The following is a 21,971-nucleotide window of genomic DNA, read 5'->3' as shown; positions in this document are numbered from 1 at the left end:
GGGGGTTGCGCGTGCAAAAGTTGATCGAGTCGGTGGAAGGGCTGTCCTTGGCCGAGAGGAAAGCCCTCGCCGTGATGCTTGGGAAGAAAGGGATCAATCTGTTCGGCATAGCGCCGATGTTCAAGCGTGATGCCTCCCAGCCGCTGCTTTTGTCTTATGCGCAGGAACGTCTGTGGTTTCTCTGGCAGCTGGATCCTGCCGGTAGCGCCTACAACATGTCGTCGGTACTGCGCCTGCAAGGCTCGCTGGACAGCGATGCCCTGCAGGCGGCTTTCGATGAGCTGGTCGTCCGGCACGAGTCGCTGCGCACCCGCTTCGCCGAAGTCGACGGCCAGGTGGTGCAGCAGGTCGATGGCCAGGGCTGTATCCAGGTCGAGCACCAGTCAGTGGCCGACCCGGCAAGCCTGGCCGAGCTGATCGAAGCCCATGGGCAACAGCCGTTCGACTTGCGTGAAGGGCCGCTGCTGCGGGTCAAGTTGCTGCGCCTGGATGACCAGCAACACGTGTTGTCGTTGGTGCAGCACCATATCGTTTCCGATGGCTGGTCGATGCGCATCATGATCGACGAGCTGATCAAGTTGTACAGCGCCCGTGTCTCGGGTAGCACGGCAGCGCTGGCGGCATTGCCGGTGCAGTACGCCGATTACGCCCTGTGGCAGCGCAGTTGGATGGACGCCGGCGAGCGCGAGCGCCAGCAGGCGTACTGGAAGCAGCAACTCGGTGGCCACCAGCCGGTGCTTGAGCTGCCCATCGACTTCCCCCGGCCCCAGGTCATGAGCTATCGCGGCGACCGGGTGGACTTCCAGCTTTCACAAGCGTTGACCCATGGCCTCAAGGACCTGGCCCGGCGCGAGGGCGTGACGCTCTATACCTTGCTGCTGGCCGCGTTCCAGGCATTGTTGTACCGCTACAGCGGCCAGGAAGATGTGCGCGTCGGTGTACCTGTGGCGGGGCGCAATCGCCCCGAGGTCGAAGGCCTGATCGGTTTCTTCGTCAACACCCTGGTGCTGCGCGCTGTGGTCGATGGCAGCCAGCCCTTCACCGCATTGCTTGCCCAAGTGCGTGAGGCGACCTTGCAGGCCCGGGAATATCAGGATCTGCCATTCGAGCAATTGGTCGAGCTGCTGCAGCCACAACGCAGCATGAGCCACAGCCCGTTGTTCCAGGTCATGCATAACCACCGTGGCCAGGAAGTCGGTGAAGCCTCGGTTACCCGCCTGCCGGGTCTTGAGGTGAGCAACCATGAAGCCCGCCAGCACACCGCGCAGTTCGACCTGACCCTGGAAACCGTCGAAACCCCCGACGGTATCGGTGCTTCCCTGGTGTTCGCCACCGACCTGTTCAGCCCCGCCACGGTCCAGCGCCTCGGCCGCCACTGGCAGAACCTGCTGCAGAGCCTGCTGGCCAAGCCCGCCGAGCGGGTCGATGCCTTGGCGCTGTTCGACGCCGCCGACTGGCAACAGTTGGTTCATGGCAACAACGCCACGGCCATGGCCGTGCCGGCATTGTCGGTGCACCAGCAGTTCGCCGACCTGGCGGCACGCACCCCGAATGCCCCGGCGCTGGCTTTTGCCGAGCAGGTACTGAGCTACGCCGAACTGAACCTGCGCGCCAACCAGTTGGCCCATCGGCTGATTGCCCTGGGCGTTGGTCCGGAAGTGATGGTAGGCCTGGCCGTCGAGCGCGGGGTTGATCTGGTGGTCGGTCTGTTGGCCATCCTCAAGGCAGGCGGCGCCTACATTCCGCTGGATCCGGCCTACCCACAGGCGCGCCTGGACTACATGATCCAAGCCAGCGGCATGGGCCTGCTGCTGACCCACGAAGCCCTGGCGCCACGATTCGAAGGCCGCGGCGCGCAGTTGTTGTGCCTGGACCGTCTGCCCGAGGCAGCGGTGGCGCAGGGTGACCCGCAGTTGAACCTGCCCGCCGATTCGGCGGCGTATGTGATCTACACCTCCGGCTCCACCGGCAACCCAAAAGGCGTGGTGATCAGCCATCATGCCCTGGCCAACTTCGTCGCCAGCATGGCGCAGCAGCCTGGCCTGGACGCTGCCGACCGCATGCTGTCGCTGACCACCTTCTCGTTCGACATCTTCGGCCTGGAGCTGTACGTGCCGTTGACCTGTGGCGCCCAGGTGGTGCTGGCTGGCAAGGACATCGCCCAGGACCCGGCCGCGGCGTTGGCGTTGGCCCGGCGCTGGTCGGTCACGGTCTTGCAGGCCACACCGTCGACCTGGCGTATGTTGCTCGACCACGGCGACACCCAGGCACTTGCAGGCTGCAAGTGCCTGTGCGGTGGCGAGGCCCTGGCGCCAGAGCTGGCCGCGCGCATGCTGGAGGCCATCGGCCCGGTCTGGAACCTCTATGGCCCGACCGAAACCACCATCTGGTCGGCGCGCTACCGGCTGGACGCTGAGCGAACGCGGCCGCTGCTTGGCCGGCCGATCGGCAACACCGAGCTGTATGTGGTCGGTGCCGACTTCAGCCCGGTGCCAGAGGGTGTGGCGGGTGAACTGATGATCGGCGGCCAGGGCCTGGCTCGCGGTTACCTCAACCGCGCTTCGCTCACCGCCGAGCGCTTCCTGCCCAACCCATTCTCCGACCAGGGTGAGCGGTTGTACCGCACCGGTGACGTGGCGCGGCTGAACGCTGGCGGTGAATACGAATATATTGGCCGCGCCGACCACCAGGTGAAGATTCGCGGTTTCCGCATCGAGCTGGGCGAGATAGAGTCGGCCCTGCTGGGTTGCGAGGCCGTACGCGAGGTGGCCGTGGTCGCCCAGCCGGGGATCGGCGGCGACCAGTTGGTGGGTTATGTCGTAGCGCACGACTCGGCGTTGGCCCAGGCCGACAGCGCTGCCCAGCATGCCGTTCGCGAGCAGCTCAAGGGCCGGCTCAAGGCGCAGTTGCCAGAGTACATGGTGCCGGCGCAGGTGATGTTCGTGGCGGCGATGCCGCTGACCCCTAACGGCAAACTGGACCGCAAGGCCTTGCCCAAGCCGCACGCCAGCCAATGGCAACAGGCCTATGTGGCGCCACGTACCGTGCTGGAGCAGCAACTGGCCGCCATCTGGCAGACCCTGCTGAAGCTCGAGCGGGTCGGCCTGCACGACAACTTCTTCGACCTGGGCGGGCATTCGCTGCTGGTCACCCAGCTGGTGTCGCGCATTCGTGACGAGTTGGGCCGCGAGGCCAGCCTGCGTCAGGTTTTCGAAAACAGCACCCTGCAAGCCCAGGCGGCGATGCTTGAAGCCCTGCAATTGGGTGGCGGGCCACGTATCGCTCGAGCGCCGCGTGAAGGTGCATTGCCGTTGTCGTACGCCCAGGAGCGTTTGTGGTTCCTCTGGCAGATGCAGCCCTTCAGCGCCGCCTACAACCTGCCACGTGCCCTGCGCCTGCGTGGCGTGCTGGACATCGAGGCCCTGCGTGCCAGTTTCGACAGCCTGGCCGCCCGCCACGAGCCGCTGCGCACCACTTTCGCCCATGACGCCGACGGTGTTCGTCAGGTGGTGCATGCCACGTTGCCGGTGCAGATTCAGGTACACGCCCAGGCCGATGAAGGTACGCTCATCACCCACTTCATCGATGAGCAGGTGCGCCAGCCGTTCGACCTGGTCAATGGCCCGCTGCTGCGTGTAGCCCTGTTGCCGCTGGGGGAGCAGGACCATCTGTTGGTGCTGACCCAGCATCACATCGTCTCCGATGGCTGGTCGATGCAGGTGATGGTCGATGAGCTGGTGCGCAGCTACGCCGCCCAGGTCGAAGGCCGTGATCCAGGCTTTGCCGCCTTGCCGATCCAGTACGTCGACTACGCCCTGTGGCAGCGCCAGCGCATGGAAGGCGGCGAGCGCGAGCGGCAGTTGCAGTACTGGCGTGCGCAGTTGGGCGAGCAGCAACCCGTGCTGCAACTGCCAGGCGACCGTGCGCGCCCGGCCCAGCCTAGCCATCGTGGCGGGCAGCTTGAGCTGCAACTGGACGCGCCGTTGTGCGAAGGCTTGCGCCAGCTCGCCCAGCGCCAGCAGGCGACCTTGTTCATGGTCTTGCTCGCCGGGTTCCAGGCGCTGCTGCACCGCTACAGCGGCCAGGACGATATTCGCGTCGGTGTGCCGGTGGCCAACCGTAACCGCCAGGAAACCGAAGGCCTGCTCGGTGTGTTCATCAACACCTTGGTCATGCGCGCCAGTGTCGATGGTCGCCTGTCGTTGGGGCAGTTGATCGAGCAGGTGCGCCAGACCACCCTGCAGGCTCAGGACCATCAGGACCTGCCATTCGAGCAACTGGTCGAAGCCTTGCAGCCTGAGCGCAGCCTGAGCCACACCCCGTTATTCCAGGTGCTGTTCAACCACCGTGCCCAGGGCACCCAGGCACAAGGCCCGGTGGTGGCAGGGCTGAACATCGAGACGTTGGCCGCCGACGTTCAGGAGGCCAAGTTCGACCTCAACCTGGAAACCGTCGAAGCCCCCGAGGGCGTGATCGCCACCCTGGTGTATGCCGTCGACCAGTTCGACCCGGATACCGCCGAGCGCCTGCTGGCTGACTGGCGCTGCCTGCTGCAGGCGATGGTGGACGACGCCACCCAACCGGTCGGGGCAGTGCAGTTGGGCAGCGAGGCGTCGCGCCAGGCGCTGGCTGCGCTGTGCCAGGGTGACGTACGGGGCGATAGCCAGGCGCTACAGGCCTTGCAATTGTTCGAAGAGCAGGCAAGAGTCAACCCATCCCGGGTCGCGCTGGTGTGTGGCGAGCAGCGCCTGAGCTACGGCGAGCTGAACCAGCGCGCCGTGGACCTGGCCGTGCACCTGCAAGCCAACGGTGTTGGCCCGGAACGTGTGGTGGCGATTGCCGCCGAGCGTTCGGCGCAGTTCGTGATCGGCCTGCTGGCGGTGTTCAAGGTCGGTGCGGCGTTCCTGCCGCTGGACGTACGGGCACAACCTGCGCGTACCCGGCAGATGCTCGAGGACAGCCAGGCAAGCCTGCTTCTGGGCCCGGCTTCCTGGTTGGTCGAACACACCACCTTGCCTGCGCTGCGCGGCCTTGCTTTCGAAGAACTTGCCCAGTTGCCGCAAGGCGGTTCGCTGGATGCCGTACAGCGCGAGGCCGAGTTGGCCGCCTACGTGATCTTCACCTCTGGTTCCACAGGCCGGCCGAAAGGCGTGCTGGTCAGCCAAGGGGCGCTGGCCGACTACCTGGCTTCGGCGCTGGCGGTGCTGCCATTGGAAGGGGTAGAGCGCATGGCGCTGGCCTCCACTTTGGCCGCCGACCTGGGTTACACGACCCTGTTCGCGGCCCTGTGCAGCGGCCGCAGCCTGCACCTGCTCGACGAGCAGTTGGCCATGGACGCCCAGGGCATGGCGCAGTACATGAGCCGCGAGGCGATCGACTTCATCAAGCTGGTGCCTTCACACCTGCAATCGTTGCTCAAGGTGGCCGAGCCGGCCCAGGTACTGCCGCGTCGTTGCTTGGTGCTGGGCGGCGAAGCCTGCAGTGTCGAGCTGCTCGCCGAGGTTCGGCGACTGGCGCCGACGTGCCGGGTAGTCAACCACTATGGCCCGAGCGAAACCACCATCGGCGTGTTGGCCACTGAACTGCCGACAGCCGCGCAATTGCAAGGTGTGCCCTTGGGGCGTCCGTTGCTCAATGTGCGCCTGCAACTGCTGGACGCCAATCTGCAAGCGGTGGCCGAAGGGGTTCATGGCGAACTGTATGTGGGGGGGCCGAGCCTGGCCCGAGGCTACCTGGGCCGCCCAGGGCTCACCGCCGAGCGCTTTGTCCCGGACCCGCAGGCCAGCCATGGCGAGCGGCTGTACCGCACGGGCGACCGGGTACGTATCCACCACGGCGCGATCGAAACCCTTGGCCGTATCGATGACCAGGTGAAAATCCGTGGTTACCGGGTCGAGCCCGGTGAAGTCGGTGCCTGCCTGCGCGGCATGGCGCAGTTGGCCGATGCCGCCGTGGTCGCCCGTGACACCGAGCAGGGCAAGCAGCTGGTGGCCTATGTGGTGGCGCTGGACGACGCGGGTGGGCTGCGTGAGCAGGTACAGGCCTACCTGCGCCAGCACCTGCCCGAACACATGATTCCGGCCCACGTGGTGAGCCTTGCGGCCCTGCCGCTGACCGCCAACGGCAAGCTCGACCGCCAGGCCTTGCCTGCCCCAAACCTGGATGCCGCCCGGGTGGCGTACCAGGCACCGCAGACCCCACTGCAGGAACAGGTCGCGCAGATCTGGCAGGACGTGCTCAAGGTCGAGCGGGTAGGGCTGGGCGACAACTTCTTCGAACTGGGCGGTCATTCGCTGCTGGTCATGGGCGTGCTGTCACGCCTGCAACTGGAAATGGGCATCGGCGCCGCACCGCAACTGATGTTCCAGTTCCCTGTACTCAATGAGTTCGTCGATCACCTGGAACCGCCCGCCGGCGTGCTGGATGCGGACCGTTTGAATCGACTGGAAAGTTTGCTGGATGAGGTGGATGAAGCATGATGGACAATAAAGCAGCTGCACTGAAGATCGCCGAGCGCTTCATCCTGCTACCGCTGGAAAAGCGTCGGATCTACTTGCAGAAAATGGCTCAGGAAGGCATTTCCCCGGCCAACCTGCCCATCCCCCGCACCCGCGCCCAGTTCGAGCATGTGCCGCTGTCGTTCGCCCAGCAACGCCAGTGGTTCATCTGGCAGATGGAGCCGCACAGCAATGCCTATGCCATTGCGCGTGCGTTGCGCCTGCATGGCGCCCTCGACCTGGCGGCGCTTGAAGGTGCCTTCGCCCACCTGATCGCCCGCCACGAGCCACTGCGCAGTACCTTCCATGAGCATGATGGCCAGGCGGTGCAAGTGATTGCCGAGCCGAGCGCGCCGAACATCGTCGTCGAGCCGCTGGTTTGTTCGGCCGACCCAGAGCAGCGCGACCAACAGATTCGCGCCGCGGTAGAGGAGGAGACCCAGCGCCCGTTCGACCTGGGCAGTGGCCCGTTGCTGCGGATCAAGCTGCTGCGCCTGGCCGCTAACGATCATGTGCTGGTGCTGACTCAGCACCACATCGTCTCCGATGGCTGGTCGATGCAGATCATGGTCGACGAGCTGATCCACGTGTACGCCGCGCTCAGCACCGGTGGCAGCGTCGACTTGCCGGCGTTGCCGATCCAGTATGCCGACTATGCCATCTGGCAACGCCGCTGGATGGAGGCAGGCGAGCAGGAGCGCCAGTTGACCTACTGGCGCGAACAGCTTGGCGCGACCCAGCCGGTGCTGGAACTGCCCACCGACTACCCGCGCCCGGCGGTGCAGAGCATGCAGGGCGCTCGCCTGCAGGTACCGTTCAGCCGTGCGCTCAGCGACCAGCTCTCGGCCTTGGCGCAGCAGCAGGGCGCCAGCCTGTTCATGGTGCTGCTGGCTTCGTTCCATACCCTGTTGTACCGCTACAGCGGCCAGCAGGACATCCGCATCGGCGTGCCACTGGCCAACCGTAACCGGGTGGAGACCGAGCGCCTGATCGGCTTCTTCGTCAACACCCAGATCATCAAGGCCGAGCTGCATGGCGAGCTGAGCTTCCTCGATTTGCTCGCACAGGTACGCGCCACCACCTTGCAAGCCCAGCAGTACCAGGAGCTGCCGTTCGAGCAACTGGTCGAAGCGCTGCAACCGGAGCGCAGCCTCAGCTACAACCCGCTGTTCCAGGTGATGTACAACCACCAGAGCGCGGGCAAGGGCGCTGGCCAGTCGCTGGGCCAGTTGCCAGGCCTGAGTGTGGGGGGCCTGGATTGGGAGATCCGCAGCGCCCACCTGGACCTGACCCTGGACACCGTCGAAGGCCCAGAAGGGCTGTCGGCCAAGCTGGTCTACGCCACCGACCTGTTCAGCCCGGCCACCGCCCAGCGTCTGGTCGACCACTGGCTCAACCTGCTGCAAGGCATCACCGCCAACCCTGCGCAAACCCTGGGCGCCTTGCCGCTGCTCAGTGACGCCGAACAACGCACCTTGCTGCTCGATGGCCAACCGCAAAGCGATGCCCAGGCGCCGCTGGTGCACCAACGCATTGCCGAGCAGGCGCGGCTCACCCCGGATGCGCCGGCAGTGGTGTTTAGCGGTCGCACGTTGACCTTCGCCCAGCTCGATCAGCAGGCCAACCGCCTGGCCCACGCCCTCGTCGCCCGTGGTGTCGGCCCGGAAACCCGGGTGGCGGTGGCCTTGCCGCGCAGCGAAAACATGATCGTGGCCCTGCTCGCGGTGTTCAAGGCAGGTGGCGCCTACGTGCCGCTGGATAGCCAGTACCCCCGCGACCGCCTGGCCTACCTGATGGGCGACGCTGGCATTGGCCTGTTGCTTACCGACACCAGCCTGCAAGCGCAACTGCCGGTGCCTGAGCAGGTCGCCGTGCTGCTGTTTGACAGCCTCGACCTGAGCACCTTGCCGACCCAGGCGCCCGAGGTGGACGTCGACCCGCGCAACCTGGCCTATGTGATCTACACCTCCGGCTCCACCGGCCTGCCCAAGGGCGTGGCGGTCAGCCACGGCCCTCTGGCCATGCACTGCCGCGCCATCGGTGAGCGCTACGAGATGCATGCCGACGATTGCGAGCTGCTGTTCATGTCGTTCGCCTTCGACGGTGCCCAGGAGCGCTGGCTCACCGCGCTGACTCACGGCGCGCGCCTGCTGGTGCGCGACGACAGCCTGTGGACACCGGAGCAGACCTACCGGCAGATGCACGAACACGGCGTGACCGTGGCGGCGTTCCCGCCGGTGTACCTGCAACAGCTGGCCGAGCATGCCGAGCGCGAGGGCAACCCGCCGGCGGTGCGCGTCTACTGCTTTGGCGGCGACGCGGTGCCCCAGGCCAGTTTCGAACTGGTCAAGCGGGTGCTGCGCCCGCAGTACATCATCAACGGCTACGGCCCCACCGAAACCGTGGTCACGCCGCTGATCTGGAAGGCTGCGGCCAGCGACGTCTGCGCGTCGGCCTACGCACCGATCGGCACGCGCATCGGTCACCGTCGCACCTGCACTCTCAACCTTGAACTGAACCTGCTGCCGCCGGGTGCCAAGGGCGAGCTGTACCTGGGCGGCGAAGGGTTGGCCCGTGGTTATCTGGACCGGCCTTCGCTGACCGCCGAACGCTTCGTACCCGACCCGTTCGATGGCCAGGGCGGGCGTTTGTATCGCACCGGAGACCTGGTCAGCCAACGCCAGGACGGTGTGTTCGACTACCTCGGCCGGATCGACAACCAGGTCAAGATCCGTGGTTTCCGTATCGAGCTCGGTGAAGTCGAAGCCCGCCTGCAAGGGCTGGCCGAGGTTGCCGACGCGGTGGTCGCGGCCCAGGACGGCAACACCGGCAAACAACTGATCGGCTACGTGATCGCCCAGCCCGGTACGGCCCGCGAAGGCCTGGCCGAGCGCCTGCGCGGCCAGCTCAAGGCGCTGCTGCCCGACTACATGGTGCCGGCGCACATCCTGTTCCTCGAGCGTTTTCCGGTCACCCCCAACGGCAAGCTCGACCGCAAGGCCCTGCCCAAGCCGGACACCAGCCTGCTGCAGCAAACCTACGTGGCGCCGCGCACCGAGCTGGAGCAGCGCATCGCCGAGATCTGGCAGACGGTGCTCAAGCTCGAGCGCGTCGGCCTGAGCGACAACTTCTTCGAGCTGGGCGGCGACTCGATCATCTCCATCCAGGTGGTGAGCCGGGCGCGGCAGATCGGCATTCGTTTCACCCCCAAGGACCTGTTCCTGCACCAGACCGTGGAAGGCCTGGCGACGGTGGCCCAGGTCGATGACGGCATCGCCCAGGACGACCAGGGGCCGGTGAGCGGCCCGATTACGCTGCTGCCGGTGCAGCAGGCGTTCTTCGCCGAGCCGATGGCCGAGCGTCATCACTGGAACCAGGCCGTGCTGCTGCAACCGCAGCAGGCGCTGGACGCCGCAGCGCTGGGCCAGGCCCTGGATGCGCTGCTTGAACACCATGACGCCCTGCGCCTGCGCTTCGTCGAGCAGGACGGTGTGTGGAGCGCCAGCCATGGCGAGCCGGGCCCGCGCCCGCAACTGCTGTGGCAGGTGAGCCCGGATTCGCTGGAGGCACTGGACGCCGTGGCCAATCAGGCCCAGGCCAGCCTTGACCTGGCCAGCAGCGAGCTGGTGCGTGCAGTGCTGGCGACGTTGCCCGATGGCAGTCAGCGGCTGTTGTTGGTCGTGCATCACCTGGTGGTCGATGGTGTGTCCTGGCGCATCCTGTTCGAAGACCTGCAAAGCGCCTACCAGCAGATCGTCCAAGGCCAGGCGGTGCGCCTGCCGGCCAAGACCAGTGCCTACCAGGCCTGGGCCGCCCAGCTTCAGGCGCATGCTCGCAGCCCACGTTTGCTGCAGGAGCTCGAAGGCTGGCAACAACGCCTGCAGGGCGCCCCTGAAGGCCTGCCGTGTCGCAACCCGGCGGCCAGCCAGGAAAGGCGCCACGCCGTGAGCGTGCACACCGTGCTCGACAAGGACCTTACCAGCCAACTGCTGCAACGTGCCCCGGCGGCTTACCGGACCCAGGTCAACGACCTGCTGCTGACCGCCCTGGTCCAGGTGCTATGTGACTGGAGCGGGCACGGGTCGGCGCTGGTCCAGCTCGAAGGCCATGGCCGCGAGGCGCTGGACGACGCGATCGACCTGACCCGCACTGTCGGTTGGTTCACCAGCGTGTTCCCGGTGCACCTGGCCCCGGCGGCCGACATCGGCAGCTCGATCAAGCGCATCAAGGAACAATTGCGCGCAGCGCCCGATAAAGGCCTGGGCTTTGGCGTGCTGCGCTACCTGGCCGATGCGGACGTACGTCAGGCCATCGAGGTGCTGCCGGTGCCGCGGGTGACGTTCAACTACCTCGGCCAGTTCGACGGCAGCTTCGATGCCGAGCAGGGTGCGTTGTTCACCCCGGCGCCAGAGTCGGCGGGCGAGGAGCAAAGCCCGTCGGCGCCGCTGGGCAACTGGCTGACCGTCAACGGTCGCATCTATGACGGCGAGCTGAGCCTGAACTGGACCTTCAGCGGCGAGCGCTTCGAGCAGGCGGCCATGCAGGCCTTGGCCGATGCCTATGGCGTTGCCCTGCGGCGTGTGGTCGAGCACTGCTGCCAGGCCGACAGCCAGGGCGTGACCCCGTCGGACTTCCCGTTGGCCCGCCTGACCCAGGCGCAACTGGACAGCCTCGGCCTTGCGGCCGGCCAGATCGAAGACATCTACCCGCTATCGCCGATGCAGCAAGGCATGCTGTTCCACAGCCTGTACGAGCAGGGCGATGGGCATTACATCAACCAGCTGTGCCTGGAAGTACGTGGGCTCGACCCGCAGCGCTTCGTGCAGGCCTGGCAGGCCATGCTCGAGCGCCACGACATCCTGCGTACCGGCTTTGTCTGGGGCGGGCTGTTCGAGCAACCCATGCAGGTGGTGCACAAGCACCTGCAACTGCCGTTCGCCGAACACGACTGGCGCCATGAGGCCGACCAGCCGGCGCGCCTGACTGCATTGCTGGCCAGCGAGCGCGAGCGCGGCTTCGACGTCGCCCAGGCGCCATTGCTGCGCCTGGTGCTGGTACGCACCGGCGAAGACAGCTACCAGGTGGTCTACACCAACCACCACGTGCTGATGGACGGCTGGAGCAACTCGCAGCTACTGGGCGAGGTGTTGCAACACTACGCCGGCCAGCCTGTCCAGCGACAACCGGGGCGTTTCCGCGATTACATCGGCTGGCTGCAGCAGCGTGACGCGGTGCGCGGCAAGGCGTTCTGGGATGGGCAACTGCGCCACCTGGGCGAACCGACCCGGCTGGTGCCGGCCATGGCCAGCGGCAAGCTGCTGGGCCTGAGCGGCCACGGCCACTGCGCCCGCCTGCTGGACCAGGCCACCACCCAGCATCTGGCCGACTTCGCCCGCCAGCAGCGGGTCACCCTCAACACCCTGGTGCAGGCTGCCTGGTTGTTGCTGTTGCAGCGCTACACCGGCCTCGACACCGTGGTCTTCGGTGCCACCGTGGCGGGTCGCCCGGTTGAACTGAAGGGCGTCGAGCAACAGATCGGCCTGTTCATCAACACCCTGCCGGTGATTGCCCCGATTCGTCCGGACCTGCGTTTGAGCGCCTGGCTGCAGGCCTTGCAGGACGACAACCTGGCCCTGCGCGAACACGAGCATACCGCGCTGTTCGATGTGCAGCGCTGGGCCGGCCTTGAAGGGCAGACGCTGTTCGACAACCTGTTGGTGTTCGAGAACTACCCGGTGTCGCAAGCCTTGCAGGAAGGCGCGCCGCAAAGCCTGGAATTCGGCGATGTCGATGTTCATGAACAGACCAACTACCCGCTAACCCTGGCGGTGAACATGGGCCAGACCCTGTCGTTCAACATCAGCTATGACCGCGCCTGCGTCGACGAAGCCAGCGTCGAGCGTCTGCTTGGCCAGATGGCGCGCCTGTTGTTGCAGATGAGCGATGATGCCGAGCGTGCCCTGGGCGAGTTCCAGGTGCTGGAAGCCGATGAGCATGACCGCGTCATCCGCCAGTGGAACGCCACCGAGGTGCGTTACCCCGACGAATTCGCCGTGCACCGTCTGTTCGAGCACCAGGCCCAGGTACAGCCGGAAGCGATTGCCCTGGTCAGCGGTGCGCACAGCCTGAGCTACAAGGCACTCAACCAGTGTGCCAACCGCCTGGCTCACGACCTGGCTGCACGTGGCGTAGGGCCGGACGTGCTGGTCGGTGTAGCTGCCGAGCGCAGCCTGGAAATGGTCGTCGCCCTGTTGGCCATTCTCAAGGCCGGCGGCGCCTACGTGCCGCTCGACCCCGAGTACCCGCAGGACCGCCTGGCCTACATGATCGAGGACAGCGGCATCGAACTGCTGCTGACCCAGGCGCGCCTGCGGACCGTGTTGCCGGTGGGCGAGGCCGTGCACATCCTGACGCTGGACGGCTACGCCGATGCGCTCGAAGGCAAGCTGCTGGGCAATCCACACGTCGAGCTGAGCCCGGAAAACCTCGCCTATGTCATCTACACCTCCGGCTCCACCGGCAAGCCCAAAGGTGCCGGCAACCCGCATCGGGGCCTGAGCAACCGCCTGTACTGGATGCAACAGGCCTACCCGCTGGGTGCCCACGACTGCGTGCTGCAGAAAACCCCGTTCAGCTTCGACGTGTCGGTGTGGGAGTTCTTCTGGCCGCTGATGACCGGCGCACGCCTGGTCATGGCGGCACCTGGCGACCACCGCGAGCCAGCTCGCCTGGTGGCGGTGATCGAGGCGCAGCAGGTCACCACCTTGCACTTCGTGCCGTCCATGCTCCAGGCCTTCATGCAGCACCCGGAGTTGTCCGGCTGCACGAGCCTGCGGCAGATCATGTGCAGTGGCGAAGCGTTGCAGGTGGATACCCAGCAGCGGGTGTTCGAGCGTCTGCCGCAGGTAGGGCTGTACAACCTCTATGGCCCGACCGAGGCGGCCATCGACGTCACTCATTGGACGTGCCGTGACGAAGGCGCCGATACCGTGCCGATCGGCCAGCCCATCGCCAACCTGGCCACCTATGTGCTCGACGGCGAACTGGCACCGGTGCCGGTCGGTGTCACCGGCGAGCTGTACCTGGCCGGTACCGGCCTTGCCCGTGGTTACCACCGTCGCCCGGCGCTGACCGCCGAGCGCTTCGTAGCCAGCCCGTTCGTGCCCGGAGCACGCCTGTATCGCACCGGCGACCTGTGCCGTCAGCGCGCCGATGGGGTGATCGAGTACCTGGGCCGCACCGACCACCAGGTGAAGATCCGCGGTTTGCGCATCGAGCTGGGGGAGATCGAATCGCGTCTGCTGGAGCAACCGCAGGTTCGCGAGGCCGTGGTGCTTGCCGTGGAGTTCAATGGCAGCAAGCGCCTGGTCACCTACCTGGTGCCCACCGACGCCAGTCTGCTGGACGATGCGCAAGGCCAGCAGGCCCTGCATGAGACCCTGAGCCAGGCGCTGCTGCGCGACCTGCCGGACTACATGGTGCCGACCCAGACCCTGGTGCTGGCGCGCATGCCGCTCAGCCCCAACGGCAAGCTCGACCGCAAGGCCCTGCCGCGCCCTGATACCGGTTCAGGCACTGCTGCCCTGGTGGCGCCGCGCAATGACCTGGAAGCCAGCCTGGTGCAGATCTGGCAGGACGTGCTTGGCTTGGAGCAGGTGGGTGTCACCGACAACTTCTTCGCCCTGGGCGGTGACTCGATCATCTCCATCCAACTGGTCAGCCGCGCCCGTCAGATGGGCATCGTCTTCAGCGCCAAGGACCTGTTCCAGCAGCAGACCATCGAGAAGCTGGCGCTGTGCTGTGGCAACAGCGATCAAGCGCCGGCCACAGCCGTGCCGGTGGTGCCGCTGCATGGCCTGAGCGAAGCGCAAGTGGCGGCCCTGCCGATCGAGCATGCGCGGGTCGAGGCGCTCTACAGCCTGTCGCCGATGCAGAAGGGCATGCTGTTCCTTGGACTCAACACTCCAGAGGCCGACCTGTACGTCAACCAGCTGAGCATTCCGGTGCAGGGTCTGGATGGTGAGCGCTTCGCTGCCGCCTGGGCCGCCGTCAGCCAGCGCCATGCGGTGCTGCGTACCGGCTTCCTGTGGCAGGACTTGGAAGAGCCGCTGCAGTTCGTCATGGGCGAGCTGCCGGTGCCGCTGAGCACTTACGACTGGCGCGGCGGGCAGGAGATCGAGACGCGGGTGCAGGCATTGGCCGAGGCCGAGCGCAAGCGCGGTTTCGCCCTCGAGGCGCCGCCCTTGCAACGACTGGTGCTGGTACGCACCGGCGAAGACAGCCATCAACTGATCTGGACCTACCACCACATCCTCGTCGACGGCTGGAGCACGTCGCAACTGATGGGCGAGGTGCTGGCCCACTACGCCGGGCAGACGCTGGAACCGGTGGTCGCCTATGGCAACTACATCGCCTGGCTGCGCACCCAGGACGTGAACGCCGCCGAAGGCTTCTGGCGCCGCCAGCTGGCGCGCCTGGACGAGCCGACCTACCTGGTCAATGGCTTCCCGGTGCAACCGGCCGGGCAGGGCCACCATGTCCTGTACACCCGCCTGGACGCCCAGGCCACCGAACAGCTCAAGGCTTTCGCCAAGGCTGAACAAGTCACCCTCAACACCCTGGTGCAAGGTGCCTGGCTGTTGCTGCTCAGCCGTTACAGTGGCCAGCGCACCGTGGCCTTCGGTGCGACCATGGCCGGCCGCCCGGCAAACCTGGCGCACAGCGAGCGTATTATGGGCCTGTTCATCAACACCTTGCCGGTGATCCAGGAGATTGCCCCAGGCCAGTCGGTCGGCCAATGGCTGCGCGCGCTGCAGGACTACAACCTGGAAATGCGCGAGCACGAATACACCCCGCTCAGCGACATCCAGCGCTGGTCGGGCCGCAGTGGCCAGTCGTTGTTCGACAGCATCATCGTTTTCGAAAACCAGCCAGTGGACCGCACCCTGCGCGAGTGGAGCGGTGAATCGCTGCGCTTCGGCGACCTGGAAAGCGCCGGTGTGACCAACTTCCCGATGGACCTGATGGTCACCCTCGAAGAAGGCCTGGTGATCGAATACATGTATATGCGCGAGCACTTCAGCGAGGCGGCAGTAGCGTCTATCCGCGCCAACATGCAGGGCTTGCTGACGCTGCTGGCCAGCGACGCCGACCGCCTGCTCGGTGAGATCGGCCTGCCCGAGGGCTTGGCCCAGCTCGACGGGCCTCGCTTGCCCGCGCCTCTGGACGAGCCGGCCTTGGTGCCGGTGCACCAGCGCATCGCCCAGCTTGCCCTCAGCCAGGGCGAACGGCCGGCCGTGCGGGTGGGCGAGCAGGTGCTCGACTTCGCTGAGCTTGACACCCGTGCCAATGCCCTGGCCCATGCGCTGATCGCCCGTGGCGTTGGTCCGGAGATTCGCGTGGGCGTGGCGATGCCGCGCAATGCCGGGCAGGTGATTGCCCTGCTGGCGGTGCTCAAGGCCGGCGCGGGCTATGTGCCGCTGGACAGCAACTACCCCCGTGAACGCCTGGAGTACCTGATCCAGGATTCCGGCATCGCCTTGCTGCTGACCGAGTCGTCGCTGCTGCCGTGCCTGCCGGTGCCGGCCACCCTGCAGGTGCTGAGCCTCGACACCCTGGCGCTGGACGACCAGCCACGCACCGCGCCGCAGGTCGAACTGCATGCCCACAGCCTGGCCTACGTGATCTACACCTCTGGCTCCACTGGCCGACCCAAGGGCGTGGCGGTCAGCCATGGCCCGCTGGCCATGCATTGCCAGGCGATCGGCGAGCTTTACGAGATGAGCCCGCAAGATTGTGAACTGCACTTCATGTCGTTCGCCTTCGACGGTGCCCACGAACGTTGGCTGACCACCCTGACCCATGGCGGCAGCCTGTTGTTGCGCGACGACAACCTGTGGACGCCGGAGCAGACCTACCATGCCATGCAGCGCCACGGCGTGACCGTGGCCGCATTCCCGCCGGTCTACCTGCAACAGTTGGCCGAACACGCCGAACAGGCCGGTAACCCGCCTGCGGTGCGGGTCTATTGCTTCGGTGGCGATGCCGTGCCGCAGGCCAGTTACGATCAGGCGCGCCGGGCATTGCAGCCGCGCTACATCATCAACGGCTATGGCCCGACCGAAACGGTGGTGACCCCGCTGCTATGGAAGGCGGCCGAAGGCGAGGCATGCGGTGCGGCCTACGCGCCCATCGGGCGCTGTGTCGGGGCGCGGGTCGGCTATGTCCTCGACCAGGACCTCAACCCATTGCCGGTGGGCGCTGCCGGAGAGCTTTACCTGGGCGGCGAAGGCCTGGCCCGTGGCTATCTGGACCGTGCCGGACAAAGCGCCGAGCGCTTCGTCGCCGACCCGTTCGGTGGTCCGGGTGACCGCCTGTATCGCACCGGCGACCTGGTGCGCAAGCGTGCCGATGGTATCTACGACTACCTGGGCCGTATCGACAACCAGGTGAAGATCCGCGGTTTCCGTATCGAGCTGGGCGAGATCGAGGCCAGCCTGCGCCAGGCTTCGAGCGTGGCCGATGCCGTGGTAGTGGCCCGCGAGGGTGGCAGCGGCAAGCAGCTGGTCGCCTATGTGGTGACGGCCAGCGGCCAGACAACGGGCCTGTGCGAGGCGCTTCGTGCGCAACTGCAGCAACGTCTGCCGGACTACATGGTGCCTGCCCAATGGGTGGTGCTCGACAGCTTGCCATTGACCCCCAATGGCAAGGTCGACCGCAAGGCGCTGCCAGCGCCGGAGGCCGTGCGTCAGGGTGACGACTTCGTCGCGCCGCGGACCGAACTGCAGTGTGCCCTGGCCGAGATCTGGCAGGCGGTGCTGAAGGTCGAGCGGGTGGGCCTGACGGACAACTTCTACGACCTGGGCGGCGATTCGATCCTCAGCCTGCAGGTGATCGCCAAGGCGCGTCGTCTGAAAGCGCTGGGGCTGAACCTGAAGCTGCGCGACCTGGTGCAGAAGCCGACCATCGGCCAACTGACGGGGGAGCAGGACAGTGCCTCGGTGTCGCCGCTGCTGACGCTCAACAGTGTGGTCGAACAGGTGCCGGCGTTGTTCTGCGTGCACGCAGGGTTCGGCACCGTGTTCGACTACGAGCCGCTGGCCCGACGCCTGAACGGCAAGCGCACGCTGATCGCCATCAGCAACCGCATGCTGCTCGACGCGCAGTGGCAGGACGACTCGCTGGAGAGCATGGCGCGGGACTACGTGACCTACCTGCGCCAGGCCCAGCCCCAGGGGCCGTATCACCTGGCCGGCTGGTCGCTGGGCGGAGCCCTGGCGCTGCTGATGTCGGCCGAGCTGGAGGCTCAAGGCCAGCAGGTTGCCTTCGTCGGCCTGCTCGACAGTTTCGTGCCGTCCGCCAGCCACAGCGTGCAGGACGACTGGCTGGAGGACTTGCAGTCCTTCGCCCGGGTGATGCTGCCAGGCGCCACGGTACCGGTGGCAGACGTGCCGGAAAGCCCCGACGCCATTCGCCGTTTGCTGACGCAGATGGTCGCCGAGCGCGATGCTGACGAGACTGCCCGTTCGACCTATGCGGCGCTGGGCAGCGACGAGCTGGCCAACGTGTTCGTGGTGGCCCGCAAGCTCAAGCAGTTGTCGGTGCAGTTGCCGCGCTGCCGCGAAGTGGCTGTCGAACCCATCAGCTGGTGGGCGCCGAATCGCGATGCCGAGCGCCAGGCCCTGGCGGAGCAGATCGGCCAGTCATTGGCCGGCGACGTGTTGCCGTGCGGGCACTTCGAAATCCCGCGCGAGGCTTCCCTGCTCGCGGCGCTCGAAGATGCCCTGGATACCCTGACCCTGCCCGTTACCCTCTGCTGACCCTTTCTTTTTCTCTCAACCGCCGGTCGTGCCTTGCGCCGACCGGCCTGGAGCATTCGCACCATGTCCCTGAACCTTGATATCGCTGCCTACCTGCAGCTGGTCGAAGCCGGCCGCGCCGAAGGCAAGACCCTGGCCATGCATGCCGCCAGCCCTGAACAGGCCCGCGAAGCGTTCGACCAATCGTCGCTGCTGATGAGCGCGGGCGGCGACGACCTGGAATACATCGAGGAGCTGGAGATTCCGGCCCGTGATGGCACGCAGTTGCCCGCACGGCTGTACAGCGCCCACGGTATCGACCGTGATCACCTGCAGCCGGGTGTGTTGTATTTTCATGGGGGTGGCTATGTGGTCGGTAGCCTGGATTCCCACGATGCCCTGTGCCGCACCCTGGCGGCGTTGTCCGGTTGTGTGGTTCTTTCGGTGGCCTACCGGCTGGCACCGCAATGGCGCTTCCCCACCGCGGTGGAGGACGCCCTGGATGCCTGGCAGTGGCTGCAGGCCCAGGGCGCGGGGATCGGCATCGATGCCGGGCGCCTGGCCGTTGCCGGTGACAGCGTCGGTGGCAGCCTGGCCACGGTGGTGGCCAACCACGCAGCGGTGGCGCCGCGCCTGCAGGTGATGATCTACCCGGTCACCGATGCCAGCCGCTGGCACGATTCGGTGCAGCGCTACGCCACCGGCTACTTGCTGGAGGCCGACACCCTGGAGTGGTTCTACCAGCATTATCAGCGCAGCGCCGAAGACCGCTTCGACCCGCGTTTTTCGCCACTGCTCGAAGCGAGCGAGCGTTTGCGTGTGCCGGCGTTGCTGCTGGTTGCCGAATGCGACCCGCTGTTCGATGAAGGGCGTGCCTATGCCGCGCACCTGCGTGCGGCGGGTGTCGAGGTGGAGGAGCGGGTTTACGAAGGTATGACCCATGACTTCATGCGCATGGATGCACTGGTGGACGAGGCGCAAGAGGCGTTGGAAGTGATTGCCGAGGCGTTGCGGCGGCTGTAGGAGCCGGCGCCATACATCACGTTGTCTGCATCGCCGGCAAGCCGGCTCCTACAGGGACTGCGTAACTTCTGTAGGAGCCGGCTTGCCGGCGATGGGGGCGTCAGACTAAATCAGAACTTGGCTCGCAGCGCCAGGTTGAAGTTGCGTGGCTCGCCGTAGAAGTTCCAGTAGTTGGGGTTACCCAGGGTCTGGTAGTACTTCTTGTCGAACACGTTATCCAAGTTGTACTGGACTTCGAGGTTCTTGTTGATCTCGTAGATCGCGTGCAAGTTGGTCAGGTGGTAGGCGTCCTGCTGGATCTTGTAGGTCTCGCCAACCTCGGTCTGGGTCATTTTGCTCTGGGCGTAGAAGCTGCCGCCCACACGCAGGTGGTTGAGCGCGCCCGGCAGACGGTAGTCGGTGGCCACTTTGAACAGGTGACGTGGCGAGGCGCCGTTGAAGTCATCGCCCTTCTGCTCGCCGCCGATGTACTTGGACTGGGTATAGGTGTAGCCCGCGGACAGGTTCCAGTCCGGCAGGATTTCACCGTTCATCTCAAGTTCGATGCCCTTGTTGCGCACCTTGTCGGACGAGCGGTAGCACGACCAAGGCCGGTCGCAGAAGATCGCCTCCGCACGACCGGTCTGGTCGGCCTGGAACACGGCGATGGAGGTTTGCAGGCGCTTGTCGAAGAACTCGCCTTTCAAGCCGATCTCGTAGTTGGTGCCGGTCATCGGCTTGAGCATGCTGCCGTCGAGGGCCTGGTTGTCTTGCGGTTTGAAGATTTCGGTGTAGCTGGCATAAGCCGACCAGTTCTCGTTCAAATCCTGGACCAGGCCGGCGTACGGGGTGATCTCGCCACTTTTGGAGAAGTGACCATGGTCACTGTCTTCACGGATGCCGTTGGTGTCGGTCAGGGAGTCGAAGCTGTACCAACTGATGCGGCTGCCGAGAATGAACTTGGTGGTGTCGGTCAGGCTGAAGCGGCTGGCGACATAGATGCCTTTCTGTTCCTGGGTGCGGTTGTATTTCCACTGGTTGACGTCCAGGCCGGTCGGCTTGGGTGGGTCGAACGCACCGAGGTTGTTCATGTCGACGATGTAGCGATAGGAAGCATCGCGGCCGCCATGATAGTCGTGATCATCTTTGTTCCAGTTACCGCCGATGATCAGGTCATGCTGGCGTCCGAGCAGTTGGAAAGGGCCGGTGAAGTACCCATCGATGCTGGTCTGGGTGTCGTCGTAACGAAACAGGCGTGGGTTCAGGGTAAACAGGTCGGTGCCACCGCCTGGGAAGGTGTAGTTGCCCAGGAAGTCCGACTTGGACCACATCTGGTTGACGGCGAGGACGCCTTTCCAGCCATTGTCGAAGGTGTGCTGGATATCGGCGAACAGCGTGGTGTTGCGCTTGTCCAGGTGGTTCCAGTCGCCGGTCAGCGAGGTGGAGCGGGAAATCGGGTAGAACTCGCCGTTTTCCCGACTTGGCAGGCCCGACCAGTCGTAACCGGAGTTACGTTCCTTCTGGTAGGTGAAGCCGAAGGTGGCCATGGTCGACTCGCTCAGGTCGGCCTCGAGGATGCTGTAGAACAGCTGGTTTTCTTTCTGGGCGGTGTCCAGGTAGCTGTTTGCATTGTTGTACGAAATCACCGAGCGACCCCGCACGGTACCGGCTTCGTTCAGCGGCGAGGACAAATCGACCATGGTCTTGTAGTTGTCCCAGGAACCGACAGAGGTCTCGATCAGGGCCTGAGGCTCGGCGGTAGGGCGCTTGCGGACCATGTTGATGGAGGCCGAAGGGTTGCCCGCGCCTTCCATCAGGCCGGTGGCGCCACGCACGATTTCAATACGGTCGTAGATATCGGTGTTGGGCTTGGAGATGACGTCCATCGAGTAGGGGTTGCTGATGTTGGTCGGTACACCGTCGATCTGCAGGTTGTCTACCGACTGGCCGCGCGCCTGGTAAATCGAGCGCTCGCCGCCGTTCTTGACGATGGTGATGCCGGTGGCGTTCTTCATCACGTCGTCGAGGGTCTGCATGTTCTGGTCGTCCATGCGTTGACGGGTGACCACGGTCACCGATTGCGGTGTTTCACGCAGGGACATGGGCAGCTTGGTGGCGGTATTGGAGGTACCGGTGGCGTAGGAGTGGGTGCCTTCGGTGGTGTTGCCCAGGGCAGCGCCACTGATGTTGGTCGGTGCCAGCTCCATGCCAGAACTGTTGCTCTTGCGCAGCAGAATCACCTGCGGGTTGCCCTGCAGGGTGAAGGTCATGCCGGTGCCACCGAGCAGTTGGGCCAGTGCACGGGCCGGTTCGGTGCGCTGCTTGATCGCCTGGCTGGTGAGGCCGCTGACGTCATCGGGGTTGAACAGGATCTGCATGTCGGCCTGGTGGCCGAAGGTTTGCAGGGCGCTGGCCAGTGACTGGGCAGGGATGTCGAAGCTGGCCTCCTGGGCCTGGACCTGGGCTGTGATGGGCAGTGCCAGCAGCAGGCCGAAGCGTGGCAGAGGTTTGAGACGGAGGGTGCAGCGCATGACGAAGCCGGCGAGGCTCAAGGGTTTGTGGACGGGCGACATTTCAAATGCTCATGTAAGTGAACGGCAGATTTTTTGGTTGTTGATAAGAAGACGCATTCATCGACAAATTCCGGAAAGAATCCGTCGCTGTTTTTTGTCGT

At 65.5% G+C, this 21,971-nt stretch carries 4 protein-coding genes; 3 read left to right on the top strand and 1 reads right to left on the bottom strand.

The window, feature by feature from the left end; translation table 11 throughout:
* The first annotated feature begins 11 nt into the window (after positions 1–11).
* The 3 genes from NJF35_RS10605 (at position 12) to NJF35_RS10595 (ending at position 19,318) form a co-directional block, all read left to right on the top strand.
* Positions 12–6,479 carry a non-ribosomal peptide synthetase gene (locus NJF35_RS10605; RefSeq protein ID WP_253091011.1) on the top strand — a complete coding sequence of 2,156 codons (6,468 nt, stop codon included), beginning with the start codon at positions 12–14 and terminating at the stop codon, positions 6,477–6,479.
* Positions 6,479–18,316 carry an amino acid adenylation domain-containing protein gene (locus NJF35_RS10600; protein ID WP_253091026.1) on the top strand — a complete coding sequence of 3,946 codons (11,838 nt, stop codon included), beginning with the start codon at positions 6,479–6,481 and terminating at the stop codon, positions 18,314–18,316. The genes NJF35_RS10605 and NJF35_RS10600 overlap by 1 nt, the downstream gene beginning before the upstream one ends.
* A gap of 63 nt (positions 18,317–18,379) precedes the next feature.
* On the top strand, positions 18,380–19,318 hold the full coding sequence (locus NJF35_RS10595; protein ID WP_225789860.1) for an alpha/beta hydrolase: 939 nt from the start codon (positions 18,380–18,382) through the stop codon (positions 19,316–19,318).
* Between the two features lie 110 nt (positions 19,319–19,428).
* On the opposite strand, the gene NJF35_RS10590 is transcribed toward NJF35_RS10595, so the two are convergent.
* Complete coding sequence (locus tag NJF35_RS10590) at positions 19,429–21,870, bottom strand: TonB-dependent siderophore receptor (RefSeq protein ID WP_225789859.1); 2,442 nt, start codon at positions 21,868–21,870, stop codon at positions 19,429–19,431.
* Positions 21,871–21,971 lie beyond the last annotated feature (101 nt).

Origin of the sequence: Pseudomonas guariconensis, from assembly GCF_024127895.1 — a bacterium.
Lineage (GTDB): Bacteria > Pseudomonadota > Gammaproteobacteria > Pseudomonadales > Pseudomonadaceae > Aquipseudomonas > Aquipseudomonas guariconensis_B.
This window is presented reverse-complemented; position numbering and strand designations above follow the sequence as displayed.

What these genes read in the sequence shown, in the direction of transcription:
- NJF35_RS10600 (WP_253091026.1), top strand. Translation starts at nt 6,479, where the DNA reads ATGGACAATAAAGCAGCTGCACTGAAGATCGCCGAGCGCTTCATCCTG.
- NJF35_RS10595 (WP_225789860.1), top strand. Translation starts at nt 18,380, where the DNA reads ATGTCCCTGAACCTTGATATCGCTGCCTACCTGCAGCTGGTCGAAGCC.
- NJF35_RS10590 (WP_225789859.1), bottom strand. Translation starts at nt 21,870, where the DNA reads ATGTCGCCCGTCCACAAACCCTTGAGCCTCGCCGGCTTCGTCATGCGC.